The organism is Caballeronia sp. PC1, from assembly GCF_021353155.1.
Taxonomy (GTDB): domain Bacteria; phylum Pseudomonadota; class Gammaproteobacteria; order Burkholderiales; family Burkholderiaceae; genus Caballeronia; species Caballeronia cordobensis.
Genome location: NZ_JAJUBH010000004.1, coordinates 526,416 through 542,615 on the forward strand (window position 1 = coordinate 526,416; position 16,200 = coordinate 542,615).

Genomic DNA, 16,200 nt, shown 5'->3' on the forward strand with positions numbered 1-16,200 from the left:
GCGGGCTTCTTCATGTGGACCAACCACAATGGACAGAAGCGCGATCGCGAGCGCGAGTGGGGCAAATGATTCGACACAGCGCAAGCTGAGTCCAAATACAAAACCGCATCTTTCGAGGTGCGGTTTTTTTTACCGTTTTCCTTTTCTGGCGCGCCTTCGGGCGCGCTTTTCATTTTGAGGAGCTGGTTATGACATTAGCAAACACGGATGTGCTGCCGGGCAGTGTTACCGCCGCTGGTACGGTCGATATCAAGTCAATCGCCCGGCTGGACACCGACGGCAAGACGGTCGATCAGGTTTTTCAGGCTCTGTGCAGCTTTCTGCGTGGCAAGGAACTCGAACCGGAATGGCTCTGTCCCGCGAACATGCAGGACGATGCCAACGAGGCGATGTACGGAGCACGCCACAACCGACCGTGGCCTTACCACTCGTCAAATGCCCGGATTTCCGTGTCGGTGTGCATCGGCAACTCGGAAGGCTGGATCATCTATGTGGACTTCGTCAGCCGGCCGCAACTTAGCGACTCGCTCGACCGGACCTACGCGATCATGCCGTTGCTTCGCGCGAAGGTGTTTTCGACTGACCACGCGTGGTCGCTCGCTCGTCTGATTGCCCGTTTACTCGACGCGGCGTAATAGCTTCTCAACTCTATCCGGCGCCCATCCGGCGCACCTAACCCTTGCCGGGCATCGACCCGACAGGGAACGATTGCCCGTCATTTTTTTTCGAGGCAATCCACGATGTATCAGCTTTCCTTCTCGGGCTTCGCCCACTCCTTCCGTACGATGCTTGAGGTGCTCCGTTTCCTGCGAGACGAGACGAGCGTCGCAACGGTCGACGCGGCAGAGATCGCGCTCACGTTCTTCAACCACCCAGTGGCCGTCACTCGTTATAACGGCAAGCTGACCGTTCGTCGGGCCGGGGCGGCGACGAGCCTCTTCCTGTCGCTGATCGACGAAATCGACGCGGCCTACTTCAGACCGTCATTCACCGCGCTCGAGCCGTGGCAAATCCGGCGCGAGCACTGGCAACTGCTCTATCTGGCTTTTGATCTGACGCGAGAGCCGCTGTATTTGTTCTACTCGGATCAGATGGCGCAAGCCAACGAAGAGGCGGCCAAGACTGGCCGTCGCGGGCTGGACCTGTTCGAGCTGCTGCAAGACGAGTCGCAACGCCGGTTCGGCTTCCGCTACGCGGGCCCGATGTTGGACAACCGGCAGAGCAATGGTCGGCACGAGGTTCATGTCGCCTACGCGCTCGCTGCGGGCAAGCCTGTTCCGCAGGCGGTGATCGATGACTATGCTTCGTTGTCGAAGTTCGACTCCGACTTGCAATGGGCCAAGCCGCTTCTCGCGGTGCCTGAGTTGCGTGGGGCGCTGCCGCTCGCGAAGCTCGTGCCGCTGGCAACGGTGATGCGCCATTCGAAGGAGGCGATCACCGGCGATAATGCCGCGCTGCTCGCGATGCTGATGGGTCTCGTGCCGCACTCGCCAACGGCGGTCGAAGTTGACGACTTGCTGTACGCGAAGGGCATTCTGGAAGCGCATCCCTTGCCTGAGGCGTACCTGAAGCCCGTCGACGTCGGCTCGCCGATCTGTCAGTTCGCGGAAGTACTCCGGCGGACGCTCGCCAATGGCGCGCGCGATAGACGGGTAGCAGAACTCGAGAAGGCACGGAAGTCGTGCAGTATCAGCGCGCGCCGCTTCCAACTCGACACGCAACTGGCCATTCTCGATCACGGCAGACATACACACACCTTCGCCAACGAGTTCGCGAAAGCAGTGCAGACGGCCGACATGTCCTATCTTCTCAGCATCCTGGATCGGCCAGACGACGCAAACCTCGCGACCAAGCAAGCGGTCCACAAGGTGTTCGGCATCAAGCTCATCGGCGTTCGAGCTGCGGCTCGGCGCCGGGGCATTTTTCAACTGGCAGGTATGGACGCCGCGCAGCAAGCAGAGTGGGAGGCGTTGTCGGTTTCCCAACGTGAGGCGAGGCGCGTCGCCCGCGAGGTCGCTCGCGCTCGCGAAGCGGCTGAGATGTCGCGCGTTCGTGCGGAAGACGGTGCGGTGCTGACCGGTGCGGAGTGGGTAGATCGCACGATCGCCGACGGCTTCTCGCAGATCGTCAGCCTGCGGCAGGGGACTAGCGTGCGCTACGCGCTCGCAGATCCTGTGCGGCAGTTGCAGGTATCGCTTCGCGCAAATGACGGTACGCTCGCCTATGCGCGCGTGGCGCTTGAACAGCGCGCAAGCTAACTCACTTTCGAACCAACCCGGCCATCGTGCCGGGTTTTTTTTGCCACGCTGTCCGTCGAGATGGCTTAAGGCCCCCTGAATTAGTGACCTTTGCACCGGTTGCGCCACCGCCCGACCCCTACACTGCATCTATCACCCGCGTCACTGACGCATCGACCCAGCCGGCTACGAGCCGGCTTTTTCATATCTTGCCCCTAAGGGACCACGTCCCTACGGGCGTAGTCTTTATGGGGCTTCTCTTTGGAAGCCATCATGAAAGTCACGCCTGCTCAACTCACCGAACTCCTCTCGCTGTACGTGCCGAAGCGTCTGCCGGTGCTCATCACTGGCCGCCCCGGCATCGGCAAGAGCGACATCGTCGAACAGACCGCGCATGCGACTGATCACGAACTGCTCATCAGCCACCCCGTTGTCGAGGACCCGACCGACTCGAAAGGCTTGCCATTTCCCTCGCCCGACGGCATGACCGCAAAGTTCCTGCCCTTCGGGGATCTGGAACGCGCCATGACCGCCAGACGCCCGCTCATCTGGTTTCTGGACGATCTGGGGCAGGCATCGCCCGCCGTGCAAGCTGCGAAGATGCAGTTGCTGCTCGCGCGGCGCGTCGGCGAGCACGTCCTGCCACCGCAGGTCACGTTCCTCGCGGCCACCAACCGCCGCACCGACAACGCCGGTGTCTCCGGGATCCTCGATCCGGTGATCTCGCGTTTCGCCACGGTGGTCGAGCTAGAACCGACCATCGACGACTGGACGCAGTGGGCCGTGCGCGAAAACATCCCGCCCGCACTCATTGCGTTCCTGCGCTTCCGTCCGGACTTGCTGTCCGTGCAGAAGACGTCGCGCGACATCGAGAATGCGCCGAGCCCTCGTAGCTGGGGGTTCGTCGCGAAAACCATGGGTGTCGTCCCCAAGCACCTAGAGCACATCTCATACGCCGGATCGGTGGGCGAGGGTGCCGCGACGGAACTAGTCGCGTTCCTCCAGATCTTCCGCGAACTGCCGCAGCCGGACGCGATTCTTCTCGCGCCGGATACGGCCATGATCCCGACGACGCCCTCGGCGTTGTACGCGATTGCGGCAGCGCTTGCGGCACGCGCGAACGAAAACAACTTCGATCGTGTTGTCCGCTATACCGAGCGTCTTATCGGTGAGGGCCATCGCGAGTTCGCGGCGCTGCTGGTGCGCGATGCAGTGCAGTGCACCCCGCAGATCCAGAACTCGTATGCCTTCATTGGCGCGCAAGGCGGAGAGATCGGCAAGATCATCCGCGGCGAGTAACCAAGCACTCCACTTTTCTCAGCATCACCCATGTTGGCCCTGTCGTGTCTTCGGACGCACAGGGCCTTTTTTCTTTGCTTCGTCCAATCCATTTCTACGAGGTTTTCTCATGGACATCACTTCCATTCAATCGAAAGTCATGCTCTGCTCCGTCACGATTTCCACCTGGGTTGCCCGCCGTTTCGACGGCAAGGTGACGCAGGAAGTCGAGAGCAAGCACCACGCGAAGGGCATCGGCAGATTTAACAAACGCCTGTTGCCCGAGCACGCGCCGAGCTTCGCAGAAGTAGTGACGCTCGCCGGCCGCATCCGCTCGTACTTCTACGACCACACGCTGAAGTACGACCAGTTGGGCGTGCGGCTGCTGCCGACGATGGTCTACATGGATTTCGCCGAAAAGATGCGCTCGCTGAAAGACGAGTTCGACTTGGCGGTCTCCGTGTTCCTGACGGACTACCTGAACCTGAAAGAGGCGGCTCGCGAAGAACTGAATGGGCTTTTCAACGAGGCGGACTATCCGACCCTCGCTGAGCTGACCACGAAGTTCGGCGTGAAGATGGCCGTTCTGCCGTTTCCCGACGCTAGCCAGTTCGGCGTCGAGTTGCCGGCGAACGTACTCACCACGCTCAAGAGCGAGTTGGACCAGCACGTTTTGGCCTCGATCGCGACCGCGAACGAGGACCTGGTGCGGCGTCTGTACGAAGCCGTCTCGCAGATGGCTAACCGCCTGTACGCGACCGGCAACGTCCGACTGGACGTGGCCAATAACGTGCGTGAACTGTGCGCCTTGCTGCCGAAGCTCAACTTCGCGAATGACCCGCAGCTCACGCACATCCTCGAGCAGGCCAAGACGCATCTGGCCGTGCACACGGGCGCGGAACTGAAAGACTCGCGCGTGCTTCGTTCTCAGGTGGCCAGCAAGGCACAGGAGATTGAAGGGCTGATGGCCGCGTTCATGGGCATGCAGCCGGAGCCGATGGAAGTTGAATTGGCGGGTGCAAGCCAACTGCGCCTCGTCGCATAAGGGGGCGTCATGGACCGCACCGATGTTGTGTTGGGCAGTAGCGCGGTCCATCCGCGCATTGCCCGGCAGCGCACCGAGCTCGTCCTCTCGCAACCATTCTTCGGGGCGCTCGCGCTCCGTTTGAATGTTCGCGAGGATCCGTCGGCCAAGACGTTTTGGGTCGACGGCGAGACGCTGGGCTACAACCCGACGTACATGGAATCGCTCAGCGACCTCGAAGTGCGCGGTGTCGTCGCCCACGAAGTGCTGCATGTGGCCAACGGCCATTGCTGGCGGCAGGGCGCTCGCGATCCCGATCGTTGGAATGATGCCTGCGACTACGCGATCAACCCGATCGTTTTGTCGTCAGGCATGGTTCTGCCGAAAGGGGCACTGGTCGACCCGCGCTACACAGGCAAGTCGGCCGAGGAAATCTACGGTTTGCTGACGCAGGAAGCGAAGGAAAAGCAGCAACAGCCTCCGCAGCAGCATCAACAGCAGCCGCAGAACCAGCAGCAGCCACAGCAGCCACAGCAGCCGCAGCAGCAGCAGCCGAATCCGCAAGATCCGCAGCAGCCGAACGGCAAGCAGGCTCCGAAGCCAGGTGGCCACAACGGCACCGCGCCGGGGCAGGCGCCCGCCGATCAGCAAGCGAAACTCAGCTCATTCGGCGAAGTGCGGTCCTACAAAGGTCCGGACAATCCGGTAAAGGAGGCGGAGTGGAAGGTTGCCGTCACGCAAGCCGCGAAAGCGGCCGCGATGCGCGGCAAGCTCCCGGGTGATCTGCAGGCGGTGGCGGGCGAAGCGGTGCGGCCCGTCGTGGACTGGCGATCGGTGCTGCATCGCTTTGCGCAGCAGTCGTCGCCGTCGGACTACAGCTTTGCGACGCCGAATCGGCGGTATCTGCATCTCGGCTTCTATTTGCCGTCGTTGCATACACCGGCGATCGGCGACGCGGTCTTCGTGCGTGACTCCAGCGGTTCGGTGTTCGACGAGACGCAGGCGCAGTTCGACGCGGAGATCCTCGCGGTTTTCCGTTCGTTGAAGCCCGCACGGCTGGTCGTGATGGACTGCGACACGCGCGTCACGCAGGTGCAGATTTTCGAGCGAGGCGACTCGCCGGAGATCAAACCTGTGCGCGGCGGGGGCGGGACGGCGTTCGTCGACCCGTTCAATCGGGTCGCGGAAGACAGCATGAACCCCGCCTTTCTGGTCTATCTGACAGATATGGTGGGGCGATTTCCGACCGTCGCGCCGCACTACCCGGTGCTGTGGGCATCGACTACGCCCCTGACGCGCGCCCGCAAAGCGCCGTTCGGCGAGACGATGGAGGTGGTTTGCTAGAGCCCGGCTAAGTCGGGCATCCCTTGAAGAACAAGCCCGGCATCTGCCGGGCTTTGTTTTCGTCTGCGCGCGGGGTTCAGGCGCGGCGCGTTTGCAGCGGCTGGTAGGCCTCGCCGCCCTTGAACCGGTCAAGACGGTCGCTCGCCGTGGTCAACGCGCCGAGCGTTGAGGGGAGCGCTGGAAGGGAAGAGTGCGAGACATAGCAAACGTGTGGTTGACTGCCCGGGCTAACGATCTTCCCACGCCGGTTCTGAAGGGGCGGCGGTCCGCGCGCGCTGGAACTGGTCGACGACCGCGATCGCGCGCTCGCACTGGTCCGCGTCGAGCGTATGGATCGAACACTTCTCGGCATCTGCGCCGATCTCGCCGGCCAGCCATTTCATCGCTTTTGCGCGCGCTTCGAACACGTTGCAGCCGTCGCGGCGGACCTTCGCCGACACCAGTGGTTCGAGCGTTGCGTGGAGCTTCGCCTTCAGTTCTCGAAGGCGAGCGTCGGCTAGACGCCCGAGCGGTACATTGCGCGTGCTGCGCGGGAACACGCCGATCCACGCTTGGCAGTTTTGGCAAAGCCACAGCGGGCCGTGGTCGTCCCGGTAAGGGTAGGCGTCGTCTCCTGCACGGGCAAGGACGGCTGGATTGCCGCAATAGTCGCAATCTGGGTGGGGAAGCGGTTTGATTGGTTTTCCGATGCGCATCGCCGATGACTCAGGGCGGGAATAACGAACAAAGCGGCTCACGGCGTGCGACGGCGACACGTGAAATGTCAGGCGCGTAACGCTACGAGCAACGCCCGCCGCGGACGATGGGAAATGCTTAACAGTCACTCGCCGCGGGCAGTAGCCGGAAAGCTACATCATTTTTAGCGTCTTTCTGGCAAATGCGTTTCATCATGATAATTCACTTGGCCCTTCTTGCAGGCCGGCGCTAAATCCCGGGGGCGTCAGTCTGGCAATGCCCTGAAAGCCGATCAATTTGAGGCGTCTTTTCATACCCGCGTGCGCGTGGCACCACCAACAATACCCGACATGTTAGATCACCCACAGAGCATCGCATGTCCGAGTCTGTCGATAACCCACTCCTGAAGCTGCGTCCGCTCGAAGCTGAAGCCGTGCGCATGCTTTTCCATGCGCTCTCACCGCTGCGCGAGCTGCTTGATGCGCCCGATCTCGCGGAAATCATGATCAACGATTACCGCAACGTCTGGGTGGAGCGTCGGGGAGTGATGACGCGGGAGAACATCGACCTGCGCCCGGAGCAGCTCGAAGGTGCAATTCATTCCCTCGCGTCGTCCGTCGAAAAGTCGGCGAAGGCGGGAAGCGACAAGGGCATCATCAACGCGGGCCATCAAAACCTGCGTATCGCGGCGGTGATGAGCCCGACCTCGATCGACGGCCATGCGCTGAGCATTCGGAAGCACCGCGAGTCGAAGCTGACGCTCTCGGACTACGTGAGCATGGGGGCGTTCTCTGCAGCGAATGCTCGGCCGGACTTCGCGGAAGCCATTCACTTTGAGGAAGGCATCGAGGACGAGGCGCTCATGCGCGCGCTCGTCGCGCTCGTCCAATCACGCAAGAACGTCCTCGTCGCCGGCGGCACGTCAGCAGGTAAGACCACGTTCCTCAACGCGCTGATCGAACAGATCCCGTCAGACCAGCGGGTGATTTCCATCGAGGACACGATGGAACTGAAGCTGCACGTGCCCAATCGCGTGCGGCTGCTCTCGAATGCCGACACGAACGTGACGACGCAGCTGCTCGTCGCGCTGTGCCTGCGCTTTCGCCCCGACCGCATCATCGTTGGTGAAGTCCGTGGCGGCGAAGCCTATGACCTGCTGCAGGCGCTCAACACCGGCCACGACGGCGGCCTCGCGTCCATCCACGCGAACAACGCGCGCACGGCGCTGAGCCGCCTTGAATCGCTCGCCATGCTCGGTACCCCGACCGGATCGCGGTGGGAGCTGGAAGACATGCGCAGAAACATCGCTGACTGCTTCAACTACGTCGTGCATTTCAAGCGCACCGGCGAGATGCGGCACGTCTCCGAAATCCTCGAAATCCGGGGATTCAAAAACAACGATTACGACCTACAACGCGTTTTTTAACGGGAGCATCAAATGAAGGGCAAGAAGGTACTCAACAGAGCCGCGACGGCGGCAAAACGTCTGCGTCCTGGCAAGTCCATGCTGGTTGGCGCACTTCTAAGCGTCGTGTCGGTGGCCGCAATGGCAGCGGGCGATTTTTCGAACCTGACGGGTCTGACCGACATCATCTGCACGATCAGCAACCTGATCAGCGGCCCGTACCTCTACGGCATCGGCATCGTGCTCATCACGCTGGGCGGCGTCGCAGTGGCGAACTCCGAAAGCAACATCGCGAAGACCTTCTCGGTGGTGCTCGTCGGCCTCGGTATCGCGTCGGTGGCCGTTCCGATCATGCAGAGCCACTTCCACATGGCCAACGCCTGCTGATATGCGCCAACACAAGGTTAGTCGGGGCCTTTCGCTGCCGCGCCAGATGGGCGGGGCAGACCGGGGGCTCGCTATTTTCAACGGGACGATGACGGCGCTGCTCACCTACACGAGCTGGACACCGGGATTTCTCCTTGTCGGCGTGTTGGTGCATGTGTTCTTGCGCTGGAAAAGCTCGACTGACCCGTGGTGGCGAATCGTGATGCTGGTGTACAACCGCTACCCCGACGTCTATGAGCCGGGGCCGAGCAGCCGCTTTAGCGCGCGCTTCAAGCGCCCGTATGGGTTTGATCAAGACCTTCCATGCTGATGGGCAAAGAACCATGCTGAAGATGATGTTCACCAAGCGTGCGGTACAGGAAATCGCGCCCTGGGCCACGATGGTCACGCCCGAACTGGTGCTCAACAAGGACGGGTCGCTCCTGACTGTGTTCGAGTTCGAAGGCATCGACGCGGATTCGCCGAATCCCGGCGACATTACAGCCGCGCGAGACAACCTGGACCATGCATGCCGGAACTTTGACCACCGGGTAACCGCGTGGTGGCGCATGTCGCATAGGCGCGTGCGCGGCGGCATCGAGGGCAACTTCGCGTCCGAAGCCGACGCGCGCGTCGACGCGATCAATCAGGCGATCATCGGCAGCGGCAAGTACTTCAAGAACTCGCATTCGCTGGCGCTGGCTTTCACGCCTGAGACCGGCATCTCGCGGATCTTTGACAAGATCAGCTATCACATGACGGTCGGCGGCAAGAATCTGGCCGTCGCGATGTTCGAAGCCGCGAAAGACACGATTCTCGCGCGCAGTGCCTTCGCGTTCGACTTGACGAAGATCCAGAACGAGATCAAGCGCTTTGAGTCCGTGATCGACGGCTTCGTCGGCGGCGTCACGCGCCTAAAAATGAAGCGGCTGCAGTTGCAAAACACGCTGTCGTTCCTCCACCAGCGCGCGAATCCGTCGTCGCCCAAGCGCCGCGTGCGCTACCCGGTCACGATGCTTGATACCCACCTGACCGAGACGGAAGTTACGATCGGCGCCACCGAACTGATGTTTGAATCGGCGCACGGCAAGGTGTACGCGCGGATCATCGGCATCAAGGAATGGATGGGCTTTCAGGAAGCGGCGCTCGACGTCCTCTCGCAGGTAGACGCGGAACTGGACGTCTGCGTGATGTTCCGTTTCCTCGACACGTCGCGGGCTAGCGCGTACATCAAAAAGATTCGCGGCTTCTACAAGGTCGCGGCCTTCAATCCGGTCGCGATCCTCAAGCAGTGGGCAACGAAGGAAGAACAGAAGAACGACGAAGGCCGTGAAATCTTGGCGAAGGAAGCGGGCGACGCGCTCGCGAAGCTCGACGCCGAGGGTCAGCAGTATGGTTTCGCCAATATCTCCGTGGTCGTCTACGGCAACACGCCCGAAGAGTGCGAGGACGCGACGCGTCAGGTGGTCGGCGTCATCGGGAACGCGGGCTTTGGGGTGATTCTCGAAAAGACGAACCTCTTCGCTTCGTGGAGCGCGACGCTGCCGGGCCGCTGGGACCAGCAAAGGCGTCTGCAGTTCGTTGAGACGCCCGCCGTGTCCGACATCGCCCCGCTTTGCAGTGTGGGCGAGGGTTCGAAGGTCAATGAATGGCTGACGCAGCAGTCCGGTACGAAAACCGGCCCGCTCACGTGCCTGCCGACCCGCCATCGTACGCTGCAGTATTTCGACTTGCACCATCCGGGCGGTAAGGCGCACACACTCGTCGTTGGTCCAATCGGCGCGGGTAAGTCGGTGTTTCTGAACTACCTGATGACGCAGACGGGCCGCCACGGCGCGCGCCGCATCCGCTTCGACAAAGACCGATCGACCCGTATCCCGACGCTGCTCGGCGGCGGCCGGTTCATCGATGCTACGGGGCGATTCGAGGCCGCGACCTCGGTCAATCCACTCTCGCTGATCGGTGAGCAGAAGCACTGGTCTTACGTCGCGGACTGGGTGCAGCTTGCTGTCGAGGGCGAAGACTACACCTGCACGCCGCAGCAGCAGACTGACATCTATGACCGCATCAAGACGCTGGCGCTCGGCTTCCCGGCTGAGAAGTGGCGTCTCTCAAGCTTGATCACGCTGCTGCCCGCGGATCTGCGCGAGCGGTTGCAGGTGTGGACCGAAGGGAACAAGAACGGCAAGTTTTTCGACCACGCCGAAGACGGCTTCGCCATCTCCGACGACCTGTCAATCGAGATGGGCGACCTGTTCCAGAACTTCCCGGTGGTCGCCGCCTTGTTCATGGACTACGCGTTCTACCGGATCGCGCAGATTCTGGACGGCAAGCGCTACACCGTGATCGAGATCGAAGAGGCAGGCTTCTTCTTCACCTACCCGAAGTTCTATGCGCGCCTCGAAATCTGGGCGGTGACGATCCGGAAGCTGAATGCGGCGCTGCTGATGGCCACGCAGTCGCTCGGCCAGTTGGCGCGGGTCCCGAACTTCGACATTCTGAAAGAGAACATCCCGAACATCATCTACTTACCAGACAGCGACGCAATCAACAACCAAGGCTTGTACCGCGACGTGTTTGGTCTGACGCAACACCAAATCAAGATGATTTCGGACGCGGTGCCCAACCGCGACTACCTGTGGGTGACGGCCAAGCAGAGCCGGATGCTGCAGGCTCAGTTCCCGAAGGAGGCACTTGCCTACCTGCGCTCGGACGGTCGCGCGCAAGCGCTCCTCGACAAGCACGTCAAGTCAGGAAGCCCGCACTGGCGGGAGGACTTCGTGCGCGACGTGCTCGTCAACGCTTGAACGCATTAGATAAAGGTATCGTCATGATGAAAAAACTGCTCCGCACCGTCGCAGCCACGGGCGTTTTGACGCTGGGATTCGTGCAACACGTCAACGCGAACATGCCGGTGTTCGACGCGTCCAACTTCATTCAAAACACGATGACGGCGGCGGCCGCCGTGAAGGGTGAGGTTTATCAGGACTCGAACCTGGTCTATCAGTACCAGATGATGCTCAATCAGCTCAAGCAGGCGACCAACCTCAACCCCGCCGCGATGCTTGCGCAATTCAACAGCATCACGAGCGATATCTCGAGCCTGGGCAAGTACACCGACGCATTGAAGGATCTGTACGGTGGCTTGCAGAGCAACGCGGAGTACGCGAACAAGGTCCAAGCGCTCATCACGCAATCGGGGAAAACCGCCGATCAGTGGTTCACGGACCAGAACACCCTCCTGCAGAACAACGACAAGACGGCGAAGCAGCTCTTCCAGCAGGGCAACGACGTCATCTCGCATGTGAGCACGCTCGCCAAGCGTCGGCAGGAGATCCAGGACCAACTGAATATGTCGCCGACGATGCAGGCCACCGCTCAGTTGACCACGCACATGCTCGACATCATCTCTAGTCAGAATAGCGACCTTCTGACGATGATGGCGGCCAAGCAACGCAGCGACGCTGTCAAAGACTCGGCGACCGTCGCGGATCAGAAGGCGAACAACGCCAGTCAGGCGGCAATCAAGGCGCAGCAGGACAGAGAGCGTGCCGCATTCGACGCTCAAATTGGATCTTCGAAGGTGCTGGGGCAATGATGGGGCGATCAGCAATGTCGCTCAAGAGGTCGCTCCTCGTTTTTCTGGCGGTGATCTGCTGCATCGGCTTTACTTCAAACCGCGCGATGGCACAAGCGGCCCCCGACTTGCCGGCGTCGTCGACTAGCTCGGCTGCACTGCTGGCAAGCAAGGCGGGCGACTTCAGCAAGGGGGCAAGCAGTGCCGCACAGCAGATCCACGTCTTGCTTGGCAATGTCGTATCGACGGCAGTGGATGCAAGTTCCAACGTGATGAGTGAGGCCAACAAGTTCGCGTGGGGCTTGGGCGTTATCTCGCTGGTTCTCGTCGGAGTGAGGTTTGCCGGGACGCACCATCCGATTTCGGCGTGGGTCGATCTGTTTGAGGAAGTCGCCGTCCTCGGCATCTTCGTCGCGCTGTACCTTGGCTACACGTCGTCGGCGGCTGGCTTTTGGACGTGGTTTGAGCAGTTGGCGGCACATATCAACACTTCCGACAACGGGTCGGTGGGTTCCCAGATGGCCTCTCTAGCGGGGACCATCATTGACGCACTAACGGCGAAGCTGAAGACGGTCAAGCTGTGGGACATTCCTGCGCTGTTGACCGATGTCATCGTTCTTGCTTTCGCGGGGATGCTTATGGTTCTCGCCTCGATCATCTTCGTTTACTACACGGCGATAGGCCAGATTCAGGCCGCCGTCGGTATCGTTCTTGGCCCGATTGCAATTGCGCTCGGCTTCTCGTCGTACACGCGCAGCTACTTCAAGAAGTGGCTGGATTGGATGATCAGCGCGGGAATGTACACCGTTGTGGTGGCCGTCCTGATAAAGCTTGTCGGGACGTCCATCACAGATGCGGTAAGCAAGGCGACACAGGTAGGCGGATCTACCACCGTCAATGGGGCTTACGTCTTCGACCTGGCGGTGTTCGTGCTGCTGCTATCCTTCGAGATTCCGAAGCTAGCAACGATCTTCGGTGGCGGTGCGACGGCGACCGGTAGTGGCGCTTTGAAGCTGGCGAGCAAATTCATTCCATGACAATCGCTCACGAAGCTATTGCGATCGAAGACCTGTTCGCGACGCACCATAAGCGCATTCAGCTCGTTCGCCAGTGCGCGAACGAAAGCACTGAAGCGGAATTCGCACGGAAGTGGGTGTCCGTCTTGCGCCGCTGCGCGAGCTGGTTCTCCTCCATGCCGCTCACGCCGGAGCTGCACTGTGAGCCGGGCGGTGCTTTCCGCGCGACGATCGAGTCAACGTTTTATGCGATGCGGCTGGCCGGTGCGCAGAAGTTCGCCGCCGATCTCACGTCCGATAAGCGGCGGCGACTCGAGCCGCAATACAACTATGCGGTCTTCCTGGCGGCTGCGTGCTCTCTGCTTGACGAGCCATTCCGTCATTTTGAGATGATTCGCCTGTCCGACCGGTCGAAGTGGAATCCGGCGGCACACGGCGCGTTCGGCGCGTGGCTCGGCGGCGGCCAATACACGGTGGAACGGCGAGCAGCGCCGCTCAAGAACGAGCGGATGCGCACCGCGATGTTCGCCCAGACTGTCATCGCGCCGGATTTGCTCTCCGGGTTTGACACCGGGGTGCTGGACGACCTTTTCAACGCGATCAATCCTGAGCGCAGTCCGCGCGGTTACGAGCAGCTCGTCCATAAAGTGGTACGGCAGGCGATGGACGTTGCCGTGGACTTTGAGCGCAAAGCGCAGAAGGCGGTGTTTGCGCCGGTCAAATATGATGTTCCGTCCGCCGTGCATGTCGCCCTCGCGCTCGAGCCGCAGTTTGTTCAATCGACGGCCGCGGCAGGCGGTGAGACGACCTCGAACGAGCCACATCTGCAGCCAGCGCCGGCAACCGGCGACATGGCGGGCTCAACTGCCCCGGCTTCGACAACGCCCAGCGTGGCCGCAACGCCTAGCGCGGCCGCAACGAACTCGGCTGACCAGAAGGTCTCAGGAGCGCCGCCTAAATTGCCTCAGTCGCTGCGTGATGCGTTGGAGCGCAGCCAAGCACCGGACGGTGCGACCGCAACGACTGAGTCCTCCACCGGCCCGGCCCCTGCGCCACAGCGCCCGGCAGCGATCGATCCTGCGGCAGCTCATACCGGCCGTGGCACCGGCAGCCGAACCGGGCCGTCAGACGAGGAACTGACGGAGGTGCTGGGGCCGGGGGCCGCGATGATGAAAGAGTTCTTCAAGGCACTCGCGGGCGACGTCGCATCGGGAAAGGCGAAGGTCACCTGGGAAGAAAAAGGCCTTGCCGTGCAAAAGCGCCTCGTCGGCGCGTACGGCATGACGAGCGATACGCTCGTCGAGCAACTTAAGAAGCGGCAGCTGCTCATGCGCGCTCATGGCAACGATATCTGTATCGTTGAGCGAGCAGGGCGTCTCATCATGGAGCGGCCAGCGGCATGAGCTACGTCAACCACTTTCGACCCATCTACGAGTTCAGGCCATTCGTCGTCTGGCCGGTGGTCATCGTTGGAATCCTAGTCTCGGGGATGCCGTACGGCTGGGCATTCGCTCTGGCCGGTGTGCTGCTGCTTTCGATACGCGCACTGCAAATCTGGAAGGCGCTGAGCTTTCGAATGGCGATTTCCACGAAGTGGCTCAGCAAGATCCATATCGACAAGCTCCTCGCCTTGCAGAAGACGATGCGGCAAAAAGCGGACTCGATGTACTTGGGCACGGGCTACGAATGGACGCAGAAGCACACGCAGATCGCCCATGAGATTCTTCGCATGCCGGTGACGGATATTCCGTCGTTGCCCAAGTGGCTGCCCAAAACCGAAATCGGTCGGACCGTCGAGGCGCGCATTGAGCGGCTGTTCGGACCGAGCGACAGCATCCGGGATCGCATGCCGCAGGGATCATCGTGGATCCACGGCATGGAGCCACAGAAGGTGAAGGTGCCGTTTCACTATAAGGCAATGGGCGGTCACACGCTCGTGGCCGGTACAACAGGCGCGGGCAAGACCCGGACGTATGAAGTCATCTCCACGCAGGTAATCCATAGCCCCAAAGACGTTTTGATCATCGTCGACCCGAAAAACGACGACGAGTGGAAAAAGCGCGTCGAGAAGGAGTGCGCCCGCACCGGCCGCAAATTCCTCTACTTCAATCAGGCCAAACCGCACGAGTCGATTCGCCTGAACCCGCTCGAAAACTGGTCGCAGCCGTCTGAAATTCCGTCGCGGATTGCGCAGTTGATGGAGGAAGGCCAGTTCCGGGATTTCGCGTTTCTCTTCATCGACCGCGCCGTGAAGGGCGAGCTGTACGTCGGCGACAAGCCCAACCTGCGATCGATTCTCAAGTACGCGCAGTCGGGGATTTCCAACCTGCTGGAGCGCGGCCTGCGTCGCTTCTTCATCGAGAATGGGCTGACGGACTGGGAAGAGTTGACAGTCACGGCGACGGTCAAAGACGCTCAGCGTCGCAACGACGCGTCAATGGTCGACGGGATGGTCAAGCTCTATCTCGACCGGTTTGCCGCTCACGATCGCGGGCACGAGACGATCGACGGATTGATCGCGACGCACACGCACGACCGCGAGCACTACATGAAGATCATCGCCTCGGCGCTGCCGCTGCTGCAGATGCTGGCGACCGGCGAAACCGGGTTGATGCTCGCACCGAAGGCTGACGACTTCGAGGACGAGCGCGAAATATGGGACATCGACAAGATAATCAAGCAGAAGGCGGTCCTCTACATGGGCCTGGATTCCCTGTCGAACAACATCGTCCAGAAAGCGATCGCCTCAATGGCGCTGTCTGACGTCGCGGCGGTGTGCGGGGCGATCTATAACTTCTACGCGGAGAAGCCCGACGTCGTGCTCATCATTGACGAGATCGCCGAGGCCATCAACGAGCAGGTGATCCAAATCCTGAACAAGGGACGCGGGGCCGGGTTCAAGGCGTTTGTCGCTTTCCAGGCGCGTGCCGACCTGGAAGCTAAACTCGGAAACGCAGCAAAAATGCTGCAGGTTTTGGGTAACCTGAACAACCAGATAGTCCTCAGACTGGAGGACTCAGATACTGCTAAATGGTTCTCTGACAAGGTCGGTGAAACTGCGATCCGCGTAGTGAACGTCTCAAACAGCTTGAATACTACGACTGAGGCGCACGCACTGGAATTCAGCGGCTCGCAATCGCGTTCGCTTCAGCTCGAAAAGGTGCCATTGATCCCGGTGCGCCTTCTTCATAGCTTGCCGAACTTGCAGTACTTCATGCGCATCTCGGGAGGTGCCGCGTATCAGGGCCGAATTCCCATCATCGAAGGCTAAACCTAAA

The 16,200-nt window shown here is 61.0% G+C and carries 14 protein-coding genes; 13 read left to right on the forward strand and 1 reads right to left on the reverse strand.

Translation table 11 applies throughout. The features are described 5' to 3' along the window. The first annotated feature begins 188 nt into the window (after positions 1–188). The 5 genes from LY284_RS35805 (at position 189) to LY284_RS35825 (ending at position 5,883) form a co-directional block, all read left to right on the forward strand. Positions 189–635 carry a hypothetical protein gene (locus tag LY284_RS35805; protein WP_233391945.1) on the forward strand — a complete coding sequence of 149 codons (447 nt, stop codon included), beginning with the start codon at positions 189–191 and terminating at the stop codon, positions 633–635. A gap of 105 nt (positions 636–740) precedes the next feature. Next, complete coding sequence (locus LY284_RS35810; protein WP_233391947.1) at positions 741–2,258, forward strand: hypothetical protein; 1,518 nt, start codon at positions 741–743, stop codon at positions 2,256–2,258. 252 nt (positions 2,259–2,510) lie between these two features. Beyond that, positions 2,511–3,536: an ATP-binding protein gene (locus tag LY284_RS35815; RefSeq protein WP_233392095.1), complete on the forward strand. Its 1,026-nt coding sequence runs from the start codon at positions 2,511–2,513 to the stop codon at positions 3,534–3,536. Positions 3,537–3,645: 109 nt separating this feature from the next. Continuing rightward, positions 3,646–4,560, forward strand: a complete 915-nt coding sequence (locus LY284_RS35820) for a hypothetical protein (RefSeq protein ID WP_233391949.1) — start codon at positions 3,646–3,648, stop codon at positions 4,558–4,560. A 9-nt stretch (positions 4,561–4,569) separates the two neighbouring features. Further along, entirely contained in the window at positions 4,570–5,883 is a 1,314-nt protein-coding gene (locus tag LY284_RS35825; RefSeq protein WP_233391951.1) for a VWA-like domain-containing protein, read from the forward strand. A gap of 227 nt (positions 5,884–6,110) precedes the next feature. Here the strand turns inward: LY284_RS35825 and LY284_RS35830 are convergent, their stop codons facing one another. Then, positions 6,111–6,578 carry a zinc-finger-containing protein gene (locus tag LY284_RS35830; protein WP_233391953.1) on the reverse strand — a complete coding sequence of 156 codons (468 nt, stop codon included), beginning with the start codon at positions 6,576–6,578 and terminating at the stop codon, positions 6,111–6,113. A gap of 356 nt (positions 6,579–6,934) precedes the next feature. Between LY284_RS35830 and LY284_RS35835 the strand changes: the two genes are divergently transcribed. From LY284_RS35835 to traD, 8 genes are read left to right on the forward strand one after another with little or no spacing between them, the layout of a single operon-like run. Further along, positions 6,935–7,984, forward strand: coding sequence for a CpaF family protein (locus LY284_RS35835; RefSeq protein ID WP_233391955.1), 1,050 nt, complete (start codon positions 6,935–6,937; stop codon positions 7,982–7,984). Between the two features lie 12 nt (positions 7,985–7,996). Further along, the gene (locus tag LY284_RS35840) at positions 7,997–8,350 is read left to right on the forward strand and encodes a conjugal transfer protein TrbC (protein ID WP_159838908.1); all 354 of its coding nucleotides are present in this window, start codon (positions 7,997–7,999) and stop codon (positions 8,348–8,350) included. A gap of 1 nt (position 8,351) precedes the next feature. Continuing rightward, entirely contained in the window at positions 8,352–8,660 is a 309-nt protein-coding gene (locus LY284_RS35845) for a VirB3 family type IV secretion system protein (protein ID WP_233391957.1), read from the forward strand. 13 nt (positions 8,661–8,673) lie between these two features. Next, complete coding sequence (locus LY284_RS35850; protein WP_233391958.1) at positions 8,674–11,136, forward strand: VirB4 family type IV secretion system protein; 2,463 nt, start codon at positions 8,674–8,676, stop codon at positions 11,134–11,136. A 23-nt stretch (positions 11,137–11,159) separates the two neighbouring features. Further along, positions 11,160–11,927: a type VI secretion protein gene (locus tag LY284_RS35855; RefSeq protein ID WP_233391961.1), complete on the forward strand. Its 768-nt coding sequence runs from the start codon at positions 11,160–11,162 to the stop codon at positions 11,925–11,927. A 14-nt stretch (positions 11,928–11,941) separates the two neighbouring features. Continuing rightward, positions 11,942–12,943, forward strand: coding sequence for a type IV secretion system protein (locus LY284_RS35860; protein ID WP_233391964.1), 1,002 nt, complete (start codon positions 11,942–11,944; stop codon positions 12,941–12,943). Next, positions 12,940–14,325, forward strand: coding sequence for a TraI domain-containing protein (locus LY284_RS35865; RefSeq protein ID WP_233391966.1), 1,386 nt, complete (start codon positions 12,940–12,942; stop codon positions 14,323–14,325). The genes LY284_RS35860 and LY284_RS35865 overlap by 4 nt, the downstream gene beginning before the upstream one ends. Further along, positions 14,322–16,193: a conjugative transfer system coupling protein TraD gene (traD, locus tag LY284_RS35870; protein ID WP_233391968.1), complete on the forward strand. Its 1,872-nt coding sequence runs from the start codon at positions 14,322–14,324 to the stop codon at positions 16,191–16,193. Before LY284_RS35865 ends, traD begins: the two co-directional genes overlap by 4 nt. Positions 16,194–16,200: the final 7 nt, after the last annotated feature.

Bases quoted from the DNA above. Each gene is read 5' to 3' on its own strand.
- LY284_RS35845 (WP_233391957.1), top strand. From the start codon at position 8,352: ATGCGCCAACACAAGGTTAGTCGGGGCCTTTCGCTGCCGCGCCAGATG.
- LY284_RS35855 (WP_233391961.1), top strand. From the start codon at position 11,160: ATGATGAAAAAACTGCTCCGCACCGTCGCAGCCACGGGCGTTTTGACG.
- LY284_RS35805 (WP_233391945.1), top strand. From the start codon at position 189: ATGACATTAGCAAACACGGATGTGCTGCCGGGCAGTGTTACCGCCGCT.
- traD (WP_233391968.1), top strand. From the start codon at position 14,322: ATGAGCTACGTCAACCACTTTCGACCCATCTACGAGTTCAGGCCATTC.
- LY284_RS35840 (WP_159838908.1), top strand. From the start codon at position 7,997: ATGAAGGGCAAGAAGGTACTCAACAGAGCCGCGACGGCGGCAAAACGT.
- LY284_RS35810 (WP_233391947.1), top strand. From the start codon at position 741: ATGTATCAGCTTTCCTTCTCGGGCTTCGCCCACTCCTTCCGTACGATG.
- LY284_RS35820 (WP_233391949.1), top strand. From the start codon at position 3,646: ATGGACATCACTTCCATTCAATCGAAAGTCATGCTCTGCTCCGTCACG.
- LY284_RS35825 (WP_233391951.1), top strand. From the start codon at position 4,570: ATGGACCGCACCGATGTTGTGTTGGGCAGTAGCGCGGTCCATCCGCGC.
- LY284_RS35850 (WP_233391958.1), top strand. From the start codon at position 8,674: ATGCTGAAGATGATGTTCACCAAGCGTGCGGTACAGGAAATCGCGCCC.
- LY284_RS35835 (WP_233391955.1), top strand. From the start codon at position 6,935: ATGTCCGAGTCTGTCGATAACCCACTCCTGAAGCTGCGTCCGCTCGAA.
- LY284_RS35865 (WP_233391966.1), top strand. From the start codon at position 12,940: ATGACAATCGCTCACGAAGCTATTGCGATCGAAGACCTGTTCGCGACG.
- LY284_RS35860 (WP_233391964.1), top strand. From the start codon at position 11,942: ATGTCGCTCAAGAGGTCGCTCCTCGTTTTTCTGGCGGTGATCTGCTGC.
- LY284_RS35815 (WP_233392095.1), top strand. From the start codon at position 2,511: ATGAAAGTCACGCCTGCTCAACTCACCGAACTCCTCTCGCTGTACGTG.
- LY284_RS35830 (WP_233391953.1), bottom strand. From the start codon at position 6,578: ATGCGCATCGGAAAACCAATCAAACCGCTTCCCCACCCAGATTGCGAC.